26 protein-coding genes and 1 pseudogene are annotated in these 22493 nt (G+C 40.1%); 4 read left to right on the forward strand and 23 right to left on the reverse strand.

Annotation, left to right across the window (positions count from 1 at the left end):
• Positions 1 to 169 precede the first annotated feature (169 nt).
• A complete protein-coding gene (locus tag MHH54_RS11795) occupies positions 170 to 304 on the forward strand; it encodes a YqzM family protein (RefSeq protein ID WP_012010638.1) in 135 nt (44 codons plus the stop codon).
• A gap of 39 nt (positions 305 to 343) precedes the next feature.
• Here MHH54_RS11795 and MHH54_RS11800 read toward each other — a convergent pair whose 3' ends face one another.
• From MHH54_RS11800 to MHH54_RS11810, 3 genes are all read right to left on the reverse strand, one after another.
• A complete protein-coding gene (locus MHH54_RS11800) occupies positions 344 to 2671 on the reverse strand; it encodes a DNA internalization-related competence protein ComEC/Rec2 (protein WP_342500916.1) in 2328 nt (775 codons plus the stop codon).
• Entirely contained in the window at positions 2664 to 3233 is a 570-nt protein-coding gene (locus MHH54_RS11805; RefSeq protein ID WP_044139437.1) for a ComE operon protein 2, read from the reverse strand. The genes MHH54_RS11800 and MHH54_RS11805 overlap by 8 nt, the downstream gene beginning before the upstream one ends.
• A 65-nt stretch (positions 3234 to 3298) precedes the next feature.
• Complete coding sequence (locus MHH54_RS11810; protein WP_106029126.1) at positions 3299 to 3928, reverse strand: helix-hairpin-helix domain-containing protein; 630 nt, start codon at positions 3926 to 3928, stop codon at positions 3299 to 3301.
• 90 nt (positions 3929 to 4018) lie between these two features.
• Here MHH54_RS11810 and comER point away from each other — a divergent pair, with 90 nt between their 5' ends.
• Positions 4019 to 4867: a late competence protein ComER gene (gene comER / locus MHH54_RS11815; protein WP_003217379.1), complete on the forward strand. Its 849-nt coding sequence runs from the start codon at positions 4019 to 4021 to the stop codon at positions 4865 to 4867.
• A gap of 48 nt (positions 4868 to 4915) precedes the next feature.
• On the opposite strand, the gene MHH54_RS11820 is transcribed toward comER, so the two are convergent.
• The 8 genes from MHH54_RS11820 to MHH54_RS11855 are packed head-to-tail and all read right to left on the reverse strand — an operon-like array spanning position 4916 to position 9933.
• Positions 4916 to 5659: a class I SAM-dependent methyltransferase gene (locus tag MHH54_RS11820; RefSeq protein WP_106035374.1), complete on the reverse strand. Its 744-nt coding sequence runs from the start codon at positions 5657 to 5659 to the stop codon at positions 4916 to 4918.
• Positions 5656 to 6012 carry a ribosome silencing factor gene (rsfS, locus tag MHH54_RS11825; RefSeq protein WP_003217467.1) on the reverse strand — a complete coding sequence of 119 codons (357 nt, stop codon included), beginning with the start codon at positions 6010 to 6012 and terminating at the stop codon, positions 5656 to 5658. The genes MHH54_RS11820 and rsfS overlap by 4 nt, the downstream gene beginning before the upstream one ends.
• 12 nt (positions 6013 to 6024) lie before the next feature.
• Positions 6025 to 6588: a bis(5'-nucleosyl)-tetraphosphatase (symmetrical) YqeK gene (yqeK, locus tag MHH54_RS11830; RefSeq protein WP_106035373.1), complete on the reverse strand. Its 564-nt coding sequence runs from the start codon at positions 6586 to 6588 to the stop codon at positions 6025 to 6027.
• A complete protein-coding gene (locus tag MHH54_RS11835) occupies positions 6578 to 7147 on the reverse strand; it encodes a nicotinate-nucleotide adenylyltransferase (RefSeq protein WP_342500271.1) in 570 nt (189 codons plus the stop codon). The genes yqeK and MHH54_RS11835 overlap by 11 nt, the downstream gene beginning before the upstream one ends.
• 13 nt (positions 7148 to 7160) lie before the next feature.
• Entirely contained in the window at positions 7161 to 7451 is a 291-nt protein-coding gene (yhbY, locus tag MHH54_RS11840; protein WP_342500272.1) for a ribosome assembly RNA-binding protein YhbY, read from the reverse strand.
• Entirely contained in the window at positions 7445 to 8287 is an 843-nt protein-coding gene (aroE, locus tag MHH54_RS11845; RefSeq protein WP_342500273.1) for a shikimate dehydrogenase, read from the reverse strand. The genes yhbY and aroE overlap by 7 nt, the downstream gene beginning before the upstream one ends.
• A 21-nt stretch (positions 8288 to 8308) precedes the next feature.
• On the reverse strand, positions 8309 to 9409 hold the full coding sequence (yqeH, locus tag MHH54_RS11850; RefSeq protein WP_044139444.1) for a ribosome biogenesis GTPase YqeH: 1101 nt from the start codon (positions 9407 to 9409) through the stop codon (positions 8309 to 8311).
• A 2-nt stretch (positions 9410 to 9411) separates the two neighbouring features.
• Positions 9412 to 9933, reverse strand: coding sequence for a YqeG family HAD IIIA-type phosphatase (locus tag MHH54_RS11855; protein WP_034620856.1), 522 nt, complete (start codon positions 9931 to 9933; stop codon positions 9412 to 9414).
• A gap of 362 nt (positions 9934 to 10295) precedes the next feature.
• Here MHH54_RS11855 and MHH54_RS11860 point away from each other — a divergent pair, with 362 nt between their 5' ends.
• Positions 10296 to 10436, forward strand: coding sequence for a sporulation histidine kinase inhibitor Sda (locus tag MHH54_RS11860; protein ID WP_003217327.1), 141 nt, complete (start codon positions 10296 to 10298; stop codon positions 10434 to 10436).
• Between the two features lie 135 nt (positions 10437 to 10571).
• On the opposite strand, the gene MHH54_RS11865 is transcribed toward MHH54_RS11860, so the two are convergent.
• The 4 genes from MHH54_RS11865 to MHH54_RS11880 all read right to left on the reverse strand — a co-directional run bounded on the left by MHH54_RS11865 (position 10572) and on the right by MHH54_RS11880 (position 13648).
• Positions 10572 to 10721, reverse strand: a complete 150-nt coding sequence (locus MHH54_RS11865; RefSeq protein WP_003217499.1) for a hypothetical protein — start codon at positions 10719 to 10721, stop codon at positions 10572 to 10574.
• Positions 10722 to 10799: 78 nt separating this feature from the next.
• Entirely contained in the window at positions 10800 to 11528 is a 729-nt protein-coding gene (locus MHH54_RS11870; RefSeq protein ID WP_223251261.1) for a GDSL-type esterase/lipase family protein, read from the reverse strand.
• A gap of 82 nt (positions 11529 to 11610) precedes the next feature.
• Positions 11611 to 12351, reverse strand: coding sequence for a polysaccharide deacetylase family protein (locus tag MHH54_RS11875; RefSeq protein ID WP_003217495.1), 741 nt, complete (start codon positions 12349 to 12351; stop codon positions 11611 to 11613).
• 175 nt (positions 12352 to 12526) lie between these two features.
• The gene (locus MHH54_RS11880; RefSeq protein ID WP_003217469.1) at positions 12527 to 13648 is read right to left on the reverse strand and encodes a Rap family tetratricopeptide repeat protein; all 1122 of its coding nucleotides are present in this window, start codon (positions 13646 to 13648) and stop codon (positions 12527 to 12529) included.
• A 234-nt stretch (positions 13649 to 13882) separates the two neighbouring features.
• On the opposite strand from MHH54_RS11880, the gene sigK reads away from it, so the two are divergent.
• Positions 13883 to 14608, forward strand: coding sequence for an RNA polymerase sporulation sigma factor SigK (gene sigK, locus MHH54_RS11885; protein ID WP_034620857.1), 726 nt, complete (start codon positions 13883 to 13885; stop codon positions 14606 to 14608).
• A gap of 446 nt (positions 14609 to 15054) precedes the next feature.
• Here the strand turns inward: sigK and MHH54_RS11890 are convergent, their stop codons facing one another.
• The 8 genes and pseudogenes from MHH54_RS11890 to MHH54_RS11925 form a co-directional block, all read right to left on the reverse strand.
• The gene (locus tag MHH54_RS11890) at positions 15055 to 16068 is read right to left on the reverse strand and encodes an NADP-dependent oxidoreductase (protein ID WP_003217281.1); all 1014 of its coding nucleotides are present in this window, start codon (positions 16066 to 16068) and stop codon (positions 15055 to 15057) included.
• Between the two features lie 372 nt (positions 16069 to 16440).
• Positions 16441 to 17193 carry an SDR family NAD(P)-dependent oxidoreductase gene (locus MHH54_RS11895; protein ID WP_003217405.1) on the reverse strand — a complete coding sequence of 251 codons (753 nt, stop codon included), beginning with the start codon at positions 17191 to 17193 and terminating at the stop codon, positions 16441 to 16443.
• A gap of 186 nt (positions 17194 to 17379) precedes the next feature.
• Complete coding sequence (locus MHH54_RS11900; protein WP_003217300.1) at positions 17380 to 18165, reverse strand: SDR family oxidoreductase; 786 nt, start codon at positions 18163 to 18165, stop codon at positions 17380 to 17382.
• A gap of 338 nt (positions 18166 to 18503) precedes the next feature.
• Complete coding sequence (locus tag MHH54_RS11905) at positions 18504 to 19562, reverse strand: alkene reductase (protein WP_003217428.1); 1059 nt, start codon at positions 19560 to 19562, stop codon at positions 18504 to 18506.
• A 16-nt stretch (positions 19563 to 19578) separates the two neighbouring features.
• Entirely contained in the window at positions 19579 to 20427 is an 849-nt protein-coding gene (locus MHH54_RS11910; protein WP_003217483.1) for an alpha/beta hydrolase, read from the reverse strand.
• Between the two features lie 109 nt (positions 20428 to 20536).
• Complete coding sequence (locus MHH54_RS11915) at positions 20537 to 21112, reverse strand: TetR/AcrR family transcriptional regulator (RefSeq protein WP_003217451.1); 576 nt, start codon at positions 21110 to 21112, stop codon at positions 20537 to 20539.
• Positions 21113 to 21256: 144 nt separating this feature from the next.
• Positions 21257 to 21381, reverse strand: a pseudogene (locus MHH54_RS11920) (TetR/AcrR family transcriptional regulator); the annotation flags it as partial.
• Between the two features lie 203 nt (positions 21382 to 21584).
• Positions 21585 to 22421, reverse strand: coding sequence for a helix-turn-helix transcriptional regulator (locus MHH54_RS11925; RefSeq protein WP_003217523.1), 837 nt, complete (start codon positions 22419 to 22421; stop codon positions 21585 to 21587).
• Positions 22422 to 22493: the final 72 nt, after the last annotated feature.

The raw sequence follows: 22493 nt of genomic DNA on the forward strand, positions 1-22493 counted from the left end.
GCTGAAAGTACCGCCTCCTCATTTATAGTAAACGTCTGGTGCAAGCTCCCGGGTCAGCTTGCTTCAGACGATATTCATAAAATGATCATGAAAATGGAAAACGGTTACTTTACCTTCTAGCAATTCCAAATGAGTTCAAGTATACTAAAATTAGCCAGGAGGGATGAAAATGAATGAATTTGAAAAAAATGTTCAAAGCAAGCGGAATGATGTGACCGACTCAGCCGTTGGTTTTATCGTCACATTCGGATTTTTCGCCTCAATGTTTATTTTGGCAACCATTATACACCTCGTTGGATCTTAACTTCATGAATGTTACATGACTGCCGTTTTGGCAGTTTTTTTATTGATTTTGTAAGATATCATATGGAGGATGCGTGTAAAACGTTCCTTTCTCCTCAAGAAATTCAAAGGTCACACTCCCATCTCGATCTGTGCGGTACACCTTCGTTTGATGATCCTTTAGTTTTTTCAAGACTTCCTGATGAGGATGCTGATAACGATTGCGTTCACCAGCCGAAATGAGTGCGTGCGACGGCTCCAGATGCCGAAGCCACTCATCACTTGTTGACCCTTTGCTCCCATGATGCCCAACCTTCAAGACATCTGCTTGCAGGTGAGGATAGGCTACTATAATATCTCGTTCCCCTTCATGTTCAAGATCTCCAGTGAACAGAAAGCGTTTCCCGCCAAGAGTAAAAGCTAGAACAAGTGAATCATTGTTCTTACTTGTCACCCGGTCTTGCGAAGGGTGAAGAACCTCAAATATATGCTCTCCAACTTGGAACTGATCTCCTCTTTCTAATTCATCAATTATAATCCCTTTTTCAGCTGCTTCTTTTAGCAGCTTTGCATCTTCTGGACTTCGGGCAAAACCTTTTGGTATGGCTAGCCGCTTTACCTTATTTCGCTTGATTAGACGAACTGCCTCTCCCATGTGGTCTTGATCTGCATGCGTGAGAATCAGCACATCAAGTTTTGCTATACCTTTTGAATGGAAAAACGGGATTAGTGTTTGATCACCGATCGTAGACACTTTACGTCTTTTTTTCCATGGTTCATCATCAAAAGAAAGTCTGCCACCTGTGTCCACAAGTAGATGTCCCTTTCGGTAAGGGAGCTGAATAAACAAACTATCCCCTTGTCCGACATCCAGCATCGTGACCTCCCCTTTTTGGAGAAAATTCGGGGTGAAATAGTGTGCACTCAAGACACCAATGAGTAATATAATCGGCACGGCATAAGATTTCACGGACATTTTGCACTCCATCACAAATAGCAAAAAAACAATGGCGCTCACTTCAAGCAGAATATGCCACCAAGTCGATTTCATAAAAATCAAGTTGAACCCATCAAAAACTGCCATATATGCTGACAACTGATGACTTAGCTGGATGACCGAATCAAGCAGCTGGAACAACACTTGTCCAAGCGGAAGATAAATGATAGACCAAAGATAAAAGAGTAAGGACAGAGGCAGGACAACTGTTGTATAAAAAGGGACAAATATCATATTCAACGGGATGCTCAGCAAAGAAAATTGCTGAAAATGATATAAAAGAACAGGAAGCGAGGCAAGCTGTGCAACAAAGGAGATAAGGAATAACTGCATCACTGCGCTTTTCGCTTGTGATAAGATTTTGGTCGATAACAAAATAAAAAACGTTACCACGAATGAAAGCTGAAATCCGATATCGAATAGATATAAAGGATGAATCGCTAATAAGAATAAAAACGTTGCGCTTAATACGACAGCAGAAGGCTGTTTCATTTCTTTTGGCAGGCTCGTCATCACTAAATAGATTCCTGCCATGAGGCAAGCTCTTAAAACTGATGGTGCAGCACCTGTCAAACAAGCATAAACAGGAAGAAAGCATAATAGAAGAAGACGCGCTGTCTCTCTTGTCACACCGGCACGAAGCAGACACCAAAATAAACAGGCAAGAAGCGTTTGCACATGCAGTCCTGAGATCGCTAACAGATGAATAATGCCGAGCATTTGATAGTCTCTTAGCGTGTCAGGATCAATCAATTCTCGGTCTCCAAAAATAAGAGCTTGTACAATACCTACAGAGTTTTTCGGCACATGATCTTCTAAAAATTTTAAGCCCTTTTGCCTCATCATTTGAAGATAATAGGAAGGGCGATCATTTTTTGTACAGCCTTTGATTGACTGCGGTAAGAAAATAGCGCGAATGCCTTTTGATTTTAGAAATTGATCGTATTGAAACCCGTTAGGAATGGTTGCGTGTTTAGGCGCCCGAACTTCACCTGTCATATGACAGCTCATACTCGGCTCTACGTCTTTTAACGTCTCTTTTTCACGCTCTGTTTGAATGGTATAGAAAGCGGCTAATCGGTCATCTTCTGTTGACACAGTTGCCGAAAAACGATTGCCATCTGTTTTCGGAATCGTTTCAATCACAACAGAGCCGGAAAAGAATTTTTCTTGAACAGGTTGATCCGTTTCAAAAAACTCATGAACCATAAAAATAAGAGTATAGATAGCTCCACATAGGCTGATCATGAGAAAGAGTTTGGGAATTTTTTTCAGTAGGCTGAGAAGTAAGATGATGAGAAGAAAGAGAAGGAAATACATCTGAAGATGATATGCAGCCAGAGCAATTCCAACTGCTGCTGAAATTGCCCCAAACGGCAAATAATTAAACATAGGAAGTAAATAATTGATTCGCCTTCTCATGCATATCGCGAATTTCTGATTCACTAAGTCCTGATTCACTTAGTTTGCCAATTAAATCTGCAACAAAGGCTAATTTTTCTTGATTTTTTAAGTCAATGATCATTTCATCGAGTTCAACTTGTTCCGTTTGAACACCTGCCTGCTCAAATAAATCAATGGCGTATGGGTGATTTTTATAATCCTTTGCATAGTACACGGTTCGAATACCTGCTTGAATAATGGCTTTACAGCACTGCAAACAAGGAAAATGTGTGACATATATTTCAGCATCGGCTGTAGGTGCACCAAATTTGGCACATTGTAAAATAGCGTTCATTTCCGCATGGATGGTGCGAACGCAGTGATGATCAATGACATAGCATCCCACATCTGCACAATGGACATCACCAGCAATTGAGCCATTATATCCCCCTGCAATGATACGCTTGTCTCTGACGATGGTCGCCCCAACAGCTAACCGCTCACAGGTGCTTCGCAGAGCAAGCAAATGGCTTTGCGCCATAAAATATTGATTCCATGAAATTCTTTCCACGAGCTGATCCCTCCAGAATGATGGTTGGTATTAAGTGTACATGCCTTCCTTCTATACCGTCAATTCTACTTAACGGTCAATTCATTTTTCAGCCGTTCAATGGTCTTCTCCCCAAAACCTGAAATGTTCCGCAAATCTTCAATTTGTTGAAATTCTCCGTGTTCCTCTCTGTACGTAATGATGGCTTCTGCTTTAGCTGGCCCTATTCCATTAATGGTTTGCAATTCCGCTGCATCAGCCTGATTCACATTGACACCTTGACTCTTTTCATTACCCGATGGAGCATCTACAACTGCTATTTGTGCCTCTCTTTCTGCTTCTCCCTGCTTCCGGACATAAATCATCATACTGTCTTCTAATTTTGCTGCTTGATTAATTTCAATCGTGTCTGCTTTACTAGTAAAACCTCCTGCTCTTCGAATGGCTTCTTCTACCCGTGCATCAGATTGAAACGTATAAACACCTGGCTTTTTTACAGCCCCTTTAACTTCCACAAAAATGGAGGATGATTCATTATCGGTTTTTTCTTCTTTGTCTTCTAATGTGACTTGTTTGTCTTGATCGCCCTTCAATACACTTGGCTCTCTAGTGCTCTCCTTATTTCCTGCCAAAAGGAAGAAAGTGATGATGATCGTGCCCATGAGCCCAGCTCCGATATAAAGACTGTATTTTTTCAATGGAATGAGTCGCTTCACGTGCTCACGCTTCTTTCAATCATATTTTTATATTGCTCAACATACTGTTTAGAAGATAACAGATCCTATGCGCCTAAGGAGGGAGAACGTTTGAATATCGGGATAATCGGTACAGGAAACATGGGTACCATACTTACTGAGGCATTTATTGAATCAAAGGCAGTCAATCCCTCATCCATCACCATTACAAACCGGACCATAGAAAAAGCGTTCAATATAAAAAAGAACCACCCAGAGCTTGAAGTAACAAAACAGCTTACAGGAGCTGTCATGGATAAAGATTTCATCTTTGTTTGTGTCAAGCCGCTTGATATTTATCCTCTTTTAAAAGAGCTGAGCCCTCTTTTAAAAGAGCACCAAACCATTGTCATCATTACAAGTCCGGTTCATCCTGAACAGCTTCAGGATATCGTTCCTTGTCAAACAGCCAGGCTGATTCCAAGCATTACGAACCGCGCTTTATCAGGTGCGTCACTTTTAACATTTGGATCGTCATGCAATGTCGCGACGAAAACAGCATTAAGACAGTTAGCTTCCTGCATTTCAACACCCATTGAAATTCATCATTCGATTACAAGAGCGGCGTCAGATATCGTCAGCTGCGGTCCTGCCTTTATCAGCTTCCTCGTTCAGAAAATGATTGAAGCAGCCGTTGAAGAAACAGATATTTCTAAAGAAGAAGCCACCACCTTATCAGAAGATATGCTTGTAGGGCTTGGCCGTTTGATTGAAAAAAGAGTCTATACCCTTCCGACGCTGCAAGACAAAGTGTGTGTAAAAGGCGGCGTTACGGGTGAAGGGATTAAAGCACTTGAAGCAGGTGTTCAAGATATGTTCCACCGCCTTTTTCAAAACACCCATGAAAAATTTGATGAAGATCTTGAAGCGGTTGCGCATCAATATCCGCCAAGTGTGTTTACTGATGATCGCAGAAATTAATCAACTCTGCAACAAGCGAAAAAAGGGTTTTAAAAAACCATCGTTCCATTAAACGATGGTTTTTGGTTTCTTAGCTGAAATGAAATATCTTTCGGCGAATTCCCCGGGCGCTTCATTTGTAAAATCAGCGGTCACTTCTATTTGTTCAAAGCCAGCGGACTCAAGGAACGCCGCATAGGTCTCAAATGGAAATGTACGCTGTTCATGTGTCTCATCATAACGCTGATACACGTCTCCGTCCTTTACAAAAAAGCTTAAATCGTGAATGACCGAATACATGTCATCCCCTTTATCACTCTGCCAAATATAGCTGATCTCTTCATCTTGATCGGCATAAGTCGAACCTGGGAATACCTCTTCCATTTTATAAGGAGTATGAACATCAAAGAGTAAAACCCCATCTGCCTCTAAAAGCTGAAACATGTTTTTAAAGGTTTTTTTGACGTCATTTTCGTTTTTTAAGTAATTCAAGGAATCACAGCATATAACCGCCGCTTGAAAGACTTGCTCAAAACCCGTCAGCTCTCTCATATCTTGATGTAAAAATTGAATGGACTGCTTTTTCGCCTGTGCTTTTTGCTGCGCGAAAGCCAGCATTTCTTCACTGAGGTCAATTCCAGTGACTGCGTGACCCTTTTCAGCTAACCGAAGAGAAATCTCTCCAGTTCCACAGCCAACATCAATAATGGCAGCATTCGGTTTGATATTCTGCTGGATCCACTGAACCCATTCATCATAAGGTGCATGTGTCATGAGCTCGTCATACACACCTGCAAACCCTTGATAAATCATGAGTTAATGCCAAGTGAAAGCGTTTCTCTCGGCGCATCTCCCCATAGCTTCTCTAGGTTGTAGTATCCTCTTTCTTCTTTGTGGAACACATGAGCAATGACATCACCAAGATCAATCAATACCCATCTTGCTTCATCAAAGCCCTCCATCTTCTTCACTTCGATTCCACTTTCCTCTGCAAGATGTTTCACTTCTCTTGCAATGGCCTGCACTTGTTTATCAGAGTTCCCGTGACAAATGAGAAAATAATCGGCAACAAGTGAGATTCCTTGCATATTAAGGGCAATAATATCCTCAGCCCGTTTATCATCGCACGCTCCTGCCGCGACGTTTAAAATTGATGATGAATCCATCCAAATTCCTCCTTAATTGTTCTTATGCACAAGTGAGTTGTAAGTCGCAAGCGTATCTGGATAGACTGGCTGATTCTTTTTCAATAAAAAGCTGATCGTGTTTTTTAGTGACTGAATCAGTGCACTATCCAAATCTTGCTCTGCTAACTCTCTTACTTCTTCAACACCAGGGAAATGACGTCCTGGTTCGATATAATCAGCGACATAAATGACCTTTTCAAGTAACGTCATGTTTGGTCTGCCTGATGTATGAAATTCAATAGCCGTTAAAATGTCTTGGTCGTTAATAGCTGCTTCCTTTTTAACCAAATAGGCACCAACTGGGGCATGCCAAAGCTCGGGCGAATATTCCAGCAATAGAGGGTTCATCTGTTTCTGCTGGATAATCCCCTTCATTTCATCCTTTGGCCTAAATTTCGCATAATCATGAAAAATAGCGGCGATCTCTGCTTTTTTCACATCTGCACCGAACCGTTCCGCTAAAGAAATAGCTGTCTCCATAACCCCGAGTGTATGTGTATATCTATGCTCTGTTAACTGCTCTTTGACACAGCTTAATGCTTCTTCACGATTCATATAAGTGATGCTCCTTTATATAACGCTCAACAGCTTTCGGTATCAAATAATCGACAGGTTTTTCCTGCATGATTCGCTGCCTAATCAATGTCGATGATACATCAAAAGCTGGAACATCTGCAAATAAAAGAGGATATGTCGTATTTCCGGTATAACCCGGTCTTTTCATCCCAATAAAAGTAATCATCTGAAGCAAATCATCTATCCGATGCCATTTTGGCAAATACTCGACCATGTCCGCTCCAATCATAAAAAAGAACTCATCTTCAGGATGACGCTTCTTTAAAAGCTCCACCGTATCTACTGTATAAGATGGACCCTCTCGCTCCATTTCAATGAGCTCCAATCGAAAATGTGGATTTGACTGGATCGCCGCATCCACCATTTTCACCCGGTGACGACTATCTGCTCGCTTCCGTTCTGTTTTATGAGGAGGCTTGTGATTTGGGATAAACCAAATTTCATCAAGCCCTACTTGAAAACGCACCTCATTTGCCATCAGCAAATGCCCATTATGAGGAGGATCAAACGTACCGCCAAACAACCCTATTTTTTTCATATCACATCCACCTTTACGGCAGCTTAATTTGTTTATTTTCCTTTGATTCTTTATAAAGGACAATCACATTTCCGATCGTTTGAACAAGTTCAGCTTTTGCACCTTTGACAAGTGCTTTCGCAACTTCCGTTTTGTCCTCGTCGCAGTTTTGTAATATGCTGACCTTTAACAATTCTCTTACTTCAAGCGCCTCGGAAATTTGCTTGGTCATATTGTCATTTACCCCACCTTTTCCTACTTGAAAAATAGGTGATAAATGATGTGCTTTTGCACGTAAAAAACGTTTTTGTTTCCCTTTTAACATGGTGTTCCTCCTAATTTCTGTATCACAATTGACTTCATTTTTCTTGCGTCAGGCGTGATGCCTGTCCACAGTTCAAAGGCTCTAGCTGCTTGTCCAACAAACATGCCGACACCATCTACTGTTTTCAAACCTAACCCGGCTGCTTCTCTGAGCAGTTTTGTTTCTATTGGATTATACACAATATCACATACAACCGCTGTTTTTTTTGCGTTTGCTAAAGAAATCGGGGTTTCTTCAACATTCGGGTGCATACCAATTGAGGTTGTATGGATGATGACATCATATTCCCCAAGCTGCTCTTCCGCCGTCTTTAATGTAACGGCACTAGAAGTGAAGTTCCCATCTGCACTTTCAATTAAAGCCTCAGCTTTTTCAATGGTACGATTGGTGATATCAAAGCTTTTCGGTTCATAGTCAGCGATTGTCGTATAAATCGCATTTGCCGCTCCGCCAGCACCAATCATTAGAAATGACAGCTCTGATAAAGGCTGATCCAAGGCTTCAAGCAATGAATGAAGAAAGCCCTCTCCATCTGTGTTGTACCCGACGAACCGACCTCCTTCAAGCCGCACCGTATTGACGGCACGCAGGCGTTCAGCTGTCACATCAATTTTGTCCAGGTACTGCATGATGTCTACCTTGTGCGGAACAGTGACGTTAAAGCCGCTGATTCCTAAGGCTTTCATACCGCTAATGGCATCTTTCAGGTCATCATTTTCTACTTGAAAGCCATGATAATGTCCATCAATTCCAGCATCCTTTAATGCTGCATTATGAATATCCGGAGACATTGAATGGCCAACAGGGTTACCGATTACTCCGTATAAAGGTTTCAAGGTCTCTCCCCCTCTGAACATTTAAATTAACGAACGTCTCATAAACACATGCACGCCTTTTGGCGCATAGACTTTGATTTGCTTACCTGCATCATTTGCCGTGATCCACCCTAAGCCTGAGAAGACGATATCCATTTTCGGCTGATCAATGGTAAAGGTATGTGGAACGAGTGGAGGAAAATCTTCCATCCCCTCTTTTGATGGCGGTGATAGCAGTTCACCGGCATGTTTTTCATATAAATCATCTGCGTTCTCTAACTTTGTTCTGTGTATGTTCAGCTCATTTGGCATATAGCAGACAAATGACGTTCTGCCGCCTTTTACATAATCAAATCGAGCAAGCCCGCCAAAATAAAGCGTTTGAGCTTCATTTAATTGGAACGTTCTCGGTTTCAATTCTTTTTTCGGCGTTAAGATCTTCAAGTCATTTTTACTGACATAGTGCGCCATTTGATGACGGTTGATAATGCCCGGCGTATCAAATAGAGCAGATCCGTCATCAAGCGGGATCTCAATGGCATCAAGTGTTGTACCTGGATATTGGGATGTGGTGATCACGTTCTCTTCACCAGATACTTCTTTGATGATTCGATTGATAAATGTGGATTTCCCAACATTCGTACAGCCGACGACATAGACATTTCTTCCTTCGCGGTAATGATCGATCGCTTCCATCACCTCAGGTACGCCCTGACCTCTGCTTGCACTGATTAAGAAAACATCGATCGGGTTCAATCCGTTTTCTTTCGCTTCCCGTTTCATCCAATGAATTAAACGATCTTTTTTCACGGATTTCGGTAAAATATCTACTTTGTTGCCGACGAGTAAAATCGGGTTACCACCGACAATACGACTCAGCCCATTAATCCAGCTTCCGTTAAAGTCAAAAATATCAACGACCTTGACAATCAGAGAATCTGTCTCTCCGATACTGTGCAATATATTTAAAAAGTCGTCTTCTGTTAAAGAAACATCTTGTATTTCATTGTAGTTCTTTAACCTAAAACAGCGCTGACAGATCACATCTTCTTTCAATAGAGATGCTGCCGGCGCATATCCTAATTGATCTTTATCTTCCGTCTGAATGGCTACACCGCAGCCAATACAAACAACCTTTTCCATTATTACTCTTCCTCCCACTGAATGTGGCCCTTACGCTTTAAGGCTCCTAAAATTCTGCGTTCAATCTGCCTGTTAAACTTAGTGATAAATCCGTCTGAGGCAGCAACAGGGACGACCAAAATCGTATGGAAGCCGTGACGATTCCCGCCTAGAACATCGGTCATGAGCTGATCCCCAATGACAACCACATCTTCTTTTTTCAATTGCATATCAGCGACGGCCTTATTAAAAGCTCTTCCCATCGGCTTTTTCGCTTTATAAATAAACGGAATATGAACTGGTTCAGAAAAAAGCTTGACCCTTTTTTCATTATTGTTCGATACAATCGTCACTTGTATCCCGTGATCCTTCATTTCTTGAAACCATTCAATTAAGCGGGGCGTCGCACTTGGACGATCCCATTCTACTAGTGTGTTATCTAAATCGGTAATAATTCCTTTTACATTTCGTTCTTTTAGTTTTTGCGGTGAAATGTGGAAAATGCTTTTCACAAATTCATCCGGTAAGAAATACTTCTTTAGCACAATTTGCACCCTTTCTTCCATTGGTTTTTCAGCGATAGTGTCGAATCAAATCACAATTTGTCTGTCTATCGAATACAATGAAAAAGTTTTCGACATATGACGAGGACCTTCAACAGTTGTGGATAATTTTACACACATTATCCACCTATATTTCATCACGCTTTCATTCAATTATAAACACTCTACCCACAAGTTATCCACTTCACCATGTGGATAACAGAACGATTGTTCTTGTTTCCCATTCATGGTAGATTAAAGGTACTTCAGAGACATTCGATCAACCTATGATGATATGTCTTTTCCTCAAGTTTTATGCCAACTTTTTCAGGGGAGGTGTTTTTCCCATCATATGGGTTTCTAGTATGAAAAAGCTGTCAGATGATTTACTTATAGAATCGTATTATAAAGCAAATGAAATGAACTTAAATCGCGACTTCATTGAATTAATTGAGACAGAAATGAAAAGACGTTCGCTCGGGCATATGCTCTCTGTTTCCTCTTAATTCCATATCACAGGAACCATGCCTCCCGAGCATTCTCTTTTTTAAACTCAGGTGACTGATATTATATCACTTGCGCTATAGGCTTACTACTATTTTCCGTAAAAAACACCCCTTCTCAAGTAAAGAAGAGGTGTCTTATTTGCAAGGCTGTTCATTCCAAAACCATAACCCTCCACCTACGACCAAAATAACCACAAGGAATACAACAAGAAAAGCGTAACCGATTCCTGCTCCTTGAGCTGGATAAGGCGAACACGCAGGGTAAGGATAAGGGCATCCCCACATATCAGTTACCTCCTTCTAGGAAGATATACTGTTAGACTATGCTAAATGGATGATCTTGTTTAGGCAGATGGCCATCATTTAAAAATGTTTGATGACATCACGCTCTTTGATTTCGTTATAAATGATTCTTGCCCCTTTTGGCGTCATATGATTGCCAGAAGGGTCGATCAAACCTGATTGAATCAACGCATTGTCACTATCTTCGCCTGCTTCTCGGATGAACGCTTTCCAGTTGTCGACAAGCGGTACTTGATGATCCTTGGCTATTTCTCTCGTGATATCATTATAGGAATTTTGCCAAGCTCTTGCCCCGCCTCTCTCAGCAAAATAAGATGACTTATACCTAGAGTAATAATACAAGCCCTTTTTTCCGCCTTCTACAACAGGTACACAGGTCATGAGAATCGGGGTAATGCCTGCTTTTCTACTCTCAGAAATGAAGTAGGTTACGTTTTCTTTAAACCTTTTTTTCGTCACTCGGGGATGTTTCCCGTCTAAAATCGCCGCATCATTCGTCCCAAACATGATGAGGACGTAAGTTGGTTTCTGCTTTAAAATATCCTGCTCAAAGCGCAGCTTCGCATCTTCAGTCGTCTGCCCGCCAATTCCTGCGTTCTTCACTTGAATTTGACCGCGCTCGACGTTTTTCATGAGATTCACCCATTTTTCAGATGTTGGATAATCTCGAAAGTCCCAGTTTGATCCCTTTGTATTGCTGTCGCCAAATGCAATGACACTTTCTTGTTCTGGCTTTGAGCACCCAGCAGCGACACAAAGTAGGATGAAAAGGACAACATATTTCTTCACAACATTCACCTCCAAAAGCCCTCTTCATATAGTAAACGACAAGACTTTTGGTTTCAATGAATGACTGTTTTTGACGAATCTCCTATTGCAGTTGAACTGGTACATACGCTTTGTCATGATGCAGTAGTTCGCTCACTTTAACAAATTCATATCCTCGATCCTTTAATTCAGGTATTACTTGTTTCAGTGCTTCAACCGTTTGCTTCCGGTTTCCCCCACCATCATGCAAAAGAATAATATCGCCGCCTTGAATGTGATCAATAATCCTGCTCGCAATTTTGTGTGAGCCTGGTCTTGACCAGTCCTTCGGATCTTGCGTAAAGGACCACATGACCACATCATATCCTTGTTTAGACAAAATCCGGAAAGATTTCATCGTCAAGCGGCCACCAGGAGGACGAAATAATAAGGGCCCACCAGGCTGAAGTGAAGCGATATGAGCCGCTGATTCTTTTAGCTCCTGCTTGATCTCCTTTGAAGATAACAGGTCAAAATACGTATGATTCATCGTGTGGTTGCCAAGCTCATTTCCCTCGCCTACGATTCGTTTCGCAATGTCTGGATATGTATGAATCCGGCTGCCTATAGCAAAAAAGCTGGCATTCACTTGATGCTCCTTCAGCACGTCTAAGACTTGATTCGTGTACACTGGATGAGGTCCATCATCAAAGGTCAGTGCAATCTTTTTTCGTTCCTGTCTCATGTCCCAAAAAGCTCGTCCTGTTTTTTCTAGGTCGATTCTTTTTAATGTTCGAGCTTCTATTTTATTAGGAACAAACGTGCATAGCAGTAATATACACAGCAAGACATGCAACCCTCTCATTTGACCGCCTCCACAGAACATTCTTACAGATTAAATTGCCCGCTTTTTAATGATTCATTCAGCATTCATGGTCACGAACTGCATCTCTGACTTCTTTTTTTACATAAAAAAAGCTGGCCATCAGGCCCGCTTTTTGTTTCACGTTTGGTTTCTCTCTTCAACTGTCGAACGTTGCTTAGAATTCATACAGACACTCTCCTTCTTGGATTTGATTTTGAGCCCATAATAATTTCTGATAATACTGGTTGGACTTCTGGTATTGTTGAGAGGCTTCTAAGGCTGTCGCAATTTCTAGTGAGATATCCTCTATATAAGAGTATAGGCTAAGTTTTTCCAAATAATCAATGGTTTTTTGCAGTTGTTCTTCATTCATTTCTTGAACATATAAAGCATCTAGATACTCAAACATATGACAGAACAGCTGGTCTTCATGCTTCTTTGCAGCTAATTTTCCATCTTCTAATATGCGGCATGCTGCTCCTTGTTCATTTTGTCTAAAAAGCAGTTTTGCCAGCGTATAGAGCGTATGTGGAAGCGTGGGAAGTTGCTCTTTACTGGCAATATCAGCCGATTCTGTTAAATAGCGTTCTGCTTCCTCAAGGTAGCCCAGTTCCCCATAACATTTCCCTAAATTATAAAGCGCTGAACTGTATATCCGCGGGTGATCGATTTGTGATGCGAGCTGTTTTGCCTTTTTTAAATGAGGCAGTGCCCGGTCTTTTCGTTTTAAATCTTGATAGTTTCCTGAAATCACAAACAGGCACTGAATGATGCGAATTGAATAAGCATCATGCTGATCGTATATTTCCAGCGCCTTTAAAATATGATGCATCGAGACATGCGTTTGCTTCATAATATAGTAGGCTTCTGCTACTTTAAAATGAAACTCAGCCTGCTCAATATCATCAAATACCATAGACAGCTGTTTTTCTGCCACTCGGTAATATTTGACGGCTTCTAAATATTCTTTTTGACTAAACTCATGCATGCCACGAAAAAATGCATGGTAATAATGCAGCATATCAGATAGCTCATGATTGGAGTTTTCGATTTTATCGACAAGATTAGATACTGAGAAAGGTTGATATTTTGAAGGGTGTATATAGTCAAGCATGATCTGGTGCCGAAAACACATGAGCTGATAATAAATCAGTAAATGCTGGTCCTCTTCCATCCGTTCAATTTCCGCTTCTACTTCTGCTTTCAGGATTTCCGCATCTGGAACACTGAACTGCCGTATCATTCGATACCATTCATTAATTTTCATACCTACATGTGAAGAAAGAACCTTCCCCATGTTCCGAAAAAACCCCTTCCTTTTCGGTCTAATATTACATATTTTAGCACGCTTCTTGACCGCCAAGCACCGCAAAGAAACCGCAAACATATGAGCAAGGCAGCAGAAACAGACGAACAGAAGCCCGTTTTTTTCGAAAAAGATGATTTTTTCATCGTACAGACACAGACAATCCCCCCTTCACATACATTTGAGGATATAGGCAGTGGCCTAAACATGGTGGAGGTGAAAATCGTGGCAGGAGTATTTACAGCGATGGGATTGATGGTCAAAGAATTGGTGTTCTTAGTGTCCTATGTCAAAAACAATGCCTTTCCACAGCCCCTTTCGGGAGATGATGAAAAAAAATACTTAGCCCTCATGGCACAGGGCGATGAACATGCAAGAAACATGCTGATTGAACATAACCTTCGGCTCGTCGCCCATATTGTCAAGAAATTTGAAAATACCGGGGAAGACGCTGAAGACCTCATCTCCATCGGGACGATCGGACTCATTAAAGCCATCGAAAGCTATTCCTCTGGAAAAGGAACAAAGCTGGCAACATATGCGGCGCGGTGTATTGAAAATGAAATTCTGATGCATTTACGCGCGCTCAAAAAAACAAAAAAGGATGTCTCCTTACATGACCCCATCGGTCAGGATAAAGAAGGCAACGAAATTTCTTTAATTGATGTCTTAAAATCAGAAAGTGAAGATGTGATCGATACCATTCAGCTCAACATGGAGCTTGAAAAAGTAAAGGAGTATATCGACATTCTCGACGGCCGAGAAAAAGAAGTCATCGTCGGCCGGTTCGGTCTTGATTTAAAGAAAGAAAAAACGCAGCGGGAAATAGCAAAGGAGCTCGGGATTTCGCGGAGCTATGTATCCCGTATTGAGAAGCGGGCGCTGATGAAGATGTTTCATGAATTTTACCGGGCGGAGAAGGAGAAACGGAAGCGGGAGAAGGGGAAATAATATCAAAGAAGCCGGTCTAAATTCCGGCTTCTTTTCATTCCACTAAGCACTCAACATAATAAAACCATATCATTGGTTATGGAACTTAATTCCATTACACTCCTTATATTCATTTGCCATCGTTTCTATACGTTTATGTGAATTATGGTTAAAATGGTAAGTCAAAACAAGGATCGTTCTTTATTTTTCATCTTATTGATTAAGAATTTTAATCTCTAGTCTAAATATAGTGTTTTTTATAAACAGACAGTAATTACCATGTCGTGGCATGTCTGTTAAAGTAACCACCTGTCTTAAATCCAACTTTTTTATAGGAAAAATTGGATGGCTAGTTCTCCATGTTTTATAATTACTGTACAGAACTCCGGCTTGCTGAAGTTTTCTATCCTTTCAAAATCCTTTACATAAATGATCTCAATTTTTTGACTGCTTTCTTCATATTCCCCTTAAAAATTAATAATCACTTTCCCTTTTGGTCGTCCATTTGCGACTAGTTCTAGCGCTTCATTTACGTTGTCTATAGTAAATAGTATTGGATGAATTGCTGGAACAATGTTGTTTTCTTCAATGATTTTGGTAATCTCTTTAAGTTGTGCGCCGTCAGAACGAACGAAAATAAAATGATATTCCACGTTTTGTTTCTTAGCTTTGCGGTCATAATTTGCGCCAGCAAGGGAAAATAATATTCGTTTCCACAATGGGGAATTTAGGTATTTCCCGAAACGTTTATTTGGTCCTGTACGGAGAGAGAGCAATCTTCCGCCCGGTTTGATGATACTCAATTCACTGTCAAATTCTTTAGGTCCCAGTGTATCAATCACGTAATCCACATTCGACAACAAGTCAACATAGTTTTCTATTGCATAATCCAAATATTGGTCTGCACCCATTTCCAAAGTGCGTTCGCGCGCTTCTGAGTTGCCACTAACAATGACATTTAGGCCCATTTCCTTTGCTATTGGTACAGCCATTTGACCAAAGCTGCCTGATCCACCTGGAATGAAGACAGATTTACCTGACTGTGCCTCAAGTTCTTCATGTAGACCTTGATACGCTGTGAGTCCAGCCAGTGGTACAGCAGCGGCTTCCACGTAAGACAAATTTTTTGGCATGGGTGCAATTGCGGCAGCATCAATTGCGGCATATTCCGCAAAAGCACCAATTTTTTTAAGGGGAAGACGTGTATAGATGGCATCTCCTACGTGAAATTCTGTCACATTTTTTCCGATTTTTTCGATAACTCCTGTCAATTCATTACCAAGCGTTAATGGGAATTCATAATCTTGAATCAGTTTCACGCTGCCTGTAATAATTAACATTTCGAGTGGATTGACTGCCGCAGCTTTGACCTTTACCAAGACTTCGTTTTCATCGATTTCTGGAATTGGAATGTCATTGACTTTGGCATGGATATTTTTTGAATACTTGGTGATCTGAGCTGCTTTCATGAGTGTTTTCATTTTTTCATTAGCATCCTTCCTTGAGATTATTACAGCTGGTGTTCCCACACTCAATCAGTAGAACAGATGTTAGAGTTCATCAGCCCATAGCGTTCGAATGCAGTACACGTCAGCCAGTGTAGCGCAATTCATGCGTCAAGCATTTTTCAGTTGTATGCCTTTTTTAAGCATTACTGTCCATTTTGCAGGTTCAATTTAAAAACTACTTTTCATTCCTTTTTTTTGTTACAAAAATAGAGAGTCACTTCCCAGTCCCAAACTGTTTGTGGAACCTTGATATTTGCCATAAGTTATACTTATCTCTTGCGCTCTGCTACGTGTCATTGGTGCCATCGCTAAACGATTATGTTACCATATATATGAAAATTAGATTTAAAGGCTTTCTAGTATTGGAAAGATCGGCTTTCTCAACTTAAATTCATAGTTTTCATCTACAACCCCAACCGCTTCATCTTTGTCATAAACCTCCATCATAAAACCTGCCATTTGCTTAGCTGTGTGGTACATAGGGAGATTTGCTTTGTAATCAAACTCTTTTATATCATTTGCATGTTTTGCGAATTCTGTTTCCGTCATTGCTGGTGCTAAAACTTTTGCCTTCATTTTCGCACCTTTCAGTTCAAGTTCTTTTGCAAGCCCTTCGGTGAAGGCACTAACATAATATTTAGAAGCAGAGTAAGCAACACTGCCAACAGCAATTACATATCCAAGTGCTGAGGATACGTTAATTAATTGAGTTCCCTCTACATCAGCATATTCTCTTACAAATAGTGTAGAAAGGATTGTCAAGGATTCTATGTTCACGCGTAACATGGTTTCTACTTTATCTAAATTCTGATCTATGACAGAAGAGGTTTCACCAAGACCAGCATTATTAATCCAAGTCTCAATTTGATACTCCTTTAAACTGTTATACAGTGTATATGCCTGATCTTTGACAGATAGGTCACTTGTCCGAATAATAACATCTAAACTAGGATTTAGATTCTGAATGGTTGATTTAAGTTCTTCTAATTTATCTAATCTTCTAGCTGCAATAATTAAGTTTTTGCCACGAGCAGCAAATGCTAATGCTGTCTCATATCCGATACCTGAGCTTGCTCCTGTAATAACTGTGTACTTCATATTATTCTCTCCTTAAAAATATTTCTCCTTGTTCTTGACCATGTTTCAGTAGATCAAATAAGAAGGTTTCCGTCTTTATAAAAATCTCTGTAACTTTTTTAGTGAACGATTTATTCCAATACGAGATCTTGGCTAGATGGCAGATCATAATCAACTGCCACTCCCCCCTGGTCACCCTCAATTAGGTCAATGCCCTGTTCTTTGCTGTGTGGATCTGACCATACGGGTCACCATTTTGCGCGGCATCAGTCGTGGAAGGAATGCCATGAACCGGTTTCGAGCCCCTGGCATTATGAACGTCTTGCCGCGTAAGAAGCCTCGGTACCCTTCCTCAGCCACCTGCCCGGCCTCCATGATAGCACCACTCTGGAACAACTTCGATTCCCCAATACCCGAACGTTCAACAAAGCCGGTTGACGTCAGTCCCGGACATAGTGCCGTCACAGTCACCCCTGTACCGCTCAGTTCGTTCTCCAAAGCCTCAGTGAACGACAGCACGTACGCCTTCGTTGCGTAGTAAACCGACATCATAGGTCCTGGGAAGAAAGCCACCAACGAAGCCACATTCATCACGCCTCCTTGGCCCCGTTTGACCATATCCGGCAAGAACAGTTTCGTCATAACAGTCAGAGCCTTGATATTGACGTCAATCATATTCGTCTCTTGTTCTAACTGCGTCTCCAAGAACGTCCCGTACAAACCGAAGCCGGCATTATTGACAAGATAGTCGACGACGATCCCCTTCTCCTTGAGCTCCGCAAAAATCTCTTTCGGCACACCGGGTGAAGCCACATCCTTTGCGATGACCGTCGCTTGACTGCCATATCTTTTCCTATATTCCTTTGCGAGCTCCAAAAGCTTACCCTCGCTACGCGCCACCAGCACCAAATTATATCCTCCCTTGGCGAAACGATCCGCCAACTCTTTGCCAATTCCACCCGATACCCCGGTGATAAGAACAGTTTTTTTCATTTTACAGCACACCTCCATTTTTAGTTTAATTAAACCTTTAAAACGTTTTACAGCGTTTCTTACTGCGAGTTGTTACTATGGATGTAGGTTATCGATAATTGTAATTTTTGTATAAGAGGATTTATACTTGCCGCATATATCTCAACTGAGACCTCGCCATTATTTATTTTGGGCTTAGGGAAGTCTAAAAAAATTTGGTTTTTCACCGTAGTTTTCAATCGCTAAAACTTTCATGACAATCCTTCACATTTTTAATTAACGCACATGTATCTATTTATAAAGAATCTAAGAAAAAAAGATATGAATATCCCTAGATGGGATATTCATAATTAATTAAATTATTTTAAGAAAGGATAATCTGTATAGCCTTCTTTTCCTCCTGCATAGAGCGTGTTTTTATCAGGTTCGTTTAGAGGAGCACCTGAATGAATCCGTTCTACAAAGTCTGGATTAGCTAGTACCCAAGTGCCTACTGTGACAACATCTGCAAGATTATTATCTACATCAGACGAAAGTTGATCTAGAGGACGACCTGGACGGTTAACAAGAAGTGCTTGGTCCCAAAGTTGACGCACATCTTTTAGGAATTGCTCGTTTCCAAAGTGCATTAAATGCAGATAAGCAAGGTTAAGCTTATTTAATTCACTTATTAAATAGCGATACATCTCAAGGCTATTCTCCCCCTCATCAATGCCTTGCAGTGTTCCTTGAGGAGAAAAACGGATGCCTGTTCTTTCTGCTCCTATTTCATCAACAACTGCTTTAGCTACTTCAATTGCGAATCGAGAACGCCCCTCAATCGTACCACCGTATGCATCTTGACGATGATTGGAGTTTTCACTAAGGAATTGTTGGATCAGATAACCATTCGCTCCGTGAATTTCAACTCCGTCTGCACCAGCTTCAATTGCTGAACGTGCTGCTAAACGAAACTCATTGATAACATCTTTTATCTCAAGCTCACTCAGTTCTCTTGGTGTTGGAATTTCTTTCATTCCTTCTGCCGTGAAAATTTCTACACCAGGTGCAATAGCTGACGGTGCAACTGCTTGGCGGTGGTGAGGTGTGTTATCAGGGTGTGATACACGTCCTACATGCATAAGCTGAATAAAAATATGACCGCCTTCACTATGAACTTTAGAAGTTACTTTTTTCCACCCTCTAATATGATTTTCTGTATAAATACCAGGTGTATTCGTGTAACCTTGCCCATCATCTGAAGGTTGGGTTCCTTCGCTTATAATTAAACCGACTGAAGCACGCTGACCATAGTACTCAGCTACTAAATCGCTCGGCGTACCATCTGGTAAAGCTCTATTTCTAGTCATCGGAGCCATACCTATACGATTTTTTAATTCAATGTTTCCGATACGAACTTTTTCAAATAATTTGCTCATATGAATACTCTCCTTTTTAATAAGAATTAGAATCAAGAAATAAATTTACGTGTTCTGCAAATAGTTCTGGATATTGAAACAGATGCCCGTGACCAGAATCAGGATATATAATCAGCTGTGCTTTGGGTAATTTCTCTGCTAAGATATAACTGTTTTTAGTCGGTACCATCACATCATTAACACCATTAGTAACAAGTACAGGGTGTTTGATGTTTTGTAACCATTCATAATCATGATTAGATTTTTGTTTAGCCCATTTTGCAATAGCTTGTAATTGTGCCTCTTTTACTTGTTCCGAACTATTTACTTTTTTCTGATTAAAAATTCTTTGTAGTGAAGCTATTCCTGCTGATTTACTTGTTTCGGTTTGTTCGTAGAAAAAGAACATAAAATCATTTATTCCATCTTCTTCCGTTCCGCCGTGACGATTCATTCTTTCAAAAATCTCTGGATTTGGATTAATACCAGATTCAGGTGAAGTACCTGCCAAAATCATTTTTCTTACTAAATCTCCTTCTTGTAAAGCTAGCTCTTGTGCAACCATGCCACCAATGGAAAAACCAAGAATGTCGACTTGTTCTAATCCAAGTGCTTTTATAAATGTTGCTGTATCTTTTGCCATATCAGCAATTGTAGTAGGCGTTAGTCCATCGGTCTCACCAACCCCTTTATTGTCAAATAAGATTACTGGGCGTTTATTTGCAATAGGTTCAAGCATGTCTGGATCCCAGTTTTCCAACGTTCCTCTAAAGTGAACAAGAAATACTACTGGTATACCATCTTTTGTACCAAATCTCCTATATGCGTAACGAGTTCCTTCTGCTTCAATAAATTCTGATTCTGTTGGTATTTTAAAATTTCTCATTTTTGTGTTCCTCCTTAGAAATTAAAAAACGATTTATAACTATGCATTATGATGGTTTGTTTCATGCTTATTTTAGAATGAACATTCTAAAAAGGGTAAAAAAAGAAAGCTAGTCCAACACTGAAAGTGCTAGAGAAATGATGCCTTCTAATTCTTTTTTACTGTAATCAGTTTTTATTAGTACTCTTATACCTACCAAATTGTTGTGTAAGAAACGAGATATGTTATCAGAATCGATTTCTTTTGATAGCTCTCCATTAGTTTGACCCTGTTTTATAAGGGAATTAAACATATCTTCAGTACGATTAAACATTTTTGTAACGATGCGCCCAATTTCTTTGTCCAACAAAGATAATTCAATGGCTGCATTTACTGATAGACATCCTTTTGGGTATTGTTTAATGGAATTCAGTACGAAAATAAAAACATCACGTATCGTCTGTTTAATGGATGAAGTGCTGCTGATTATGCTTTCCATCTCATTAACGATGAGCTCTTCATAATGATGAAGGGAAGCTAAAAACAATGAACGCTTGTCGCCAAATGTGTCATATATACTCCTACGGTGTATCCCCATATGATCCACCAAATCTTGCATGGATGTTTTTTCATAGCCCTGTTCCCAAAATAACTCCATTGCTTTTCTTAATACTTCTTTTTCGTCAAACTCTTTACTTCTAGCCATTTTAATTCTCCTTAAAAAAATCCATGAACCAATACTAACAAAAACAAAAGTCATCATCCATTATAGAATGAACATTCTAAAATAAACACATGAATTACAAACCATGATTACATAATACCCTTTTTAGAACGATAAGTAAAGAATTATACTTCTGCGATGAACACCCATATGTCACCAAGTCTTGCATGAATGTTTTTTCATAACCCTGTTCCCAGAAAAGCCCCAATGTTTTCTTAATGCTCTTTTTTATCAAATTTATTTCTAGACATAATCCCACCTTAGAACGTATTACCTCTTAATTCTGAGAAAGGACTAAGAATCATTGATGCATTCATCCCTCCCTCATTCTAAAATAATAAAGAATAATCACTCTCGTTTGAGTAGCAAAACAGTTAGATCTAACGTGTTTCAAGCATAGCAAATTCCAGAACGATCGGTAAAGAATTTAGAATTCATCATATGTTTTATATGGTTAGCTTTCAATTAAACGTTTTAACTTAAGCTCAGTTTCAGTTTTCTCAACTGGAGTATAGACGCTGCATCTTAAATCAGTATCTCCATGCACTTGTAACGAAGTAAGATTAAACAACATTTTACCTACCTTAGCATGACGAAACTCAATTAATACTTCAGGAGCAGAGCTTATCTCATTTTCATTCCAAATTTTATGAAACTCAGGATATGCCTGTTCCATTTCTTGTATAAATTGCTCATACCAGTCATCAGCCACATACTGTCCATAATACGTTCTAAATATTGCGATATATCCTCTAACAAAATGCTCCCAATTCACTGCTAAACTTTTAAATTCCTTTCTTGCGAATAGTAAGCGTATTATATTCCTTTCTGCTGGGGTGATTTGTTCAAAATCCAAAAATACATTAGCTGCTGCTTGATTCCACCCAACAATCTGACTTCTTCTATCTGATATAATTGTTGGACAATAACGAAGTTCCTGCAAAATTTTCACTAAAGCCGGACTGATTTCCTTCTCCTTCTCATTTATAAAGGGTTGTTTCACTCCTTCCTCTAACGCTAGAGCATACAAATATCTCCTTTCATCGTTATTTAATTGTAATGCTCGAGAAATAGCATCTAATACCGAAGTAGACACTTTTATATCTCTACCTTGTTCTAACCATGTATACCATGTAAGACTTACACCGGCTAGTTGAGCCACTTCCTCTCTTCTTAGTCCTGGTGTTCTTCTGCGGGTTCCTACAGGTAAACCAACCATTTGAGGAGTAATTTTCGAACGTTGATTCTTTAGAAATTCTGATAAAGCTTGAAGTCTTGTTTCAGGTTTCATTAAAATCTCCTTTTTAAATAGTGCTAATTATACTAGGATAAACAACAACTGTAATAGGATAACACAAAAGTT

The sequence above is a fragment of the Bacillus sp. FSL K6-4563 genome (assembly GCF_038630405.1).
Taxonomy (GTDB): Bacteria; Bacillota; Bacilli; order Bacillales; family Bacillaceae; genus Bacillus; species Bacillus pumilus.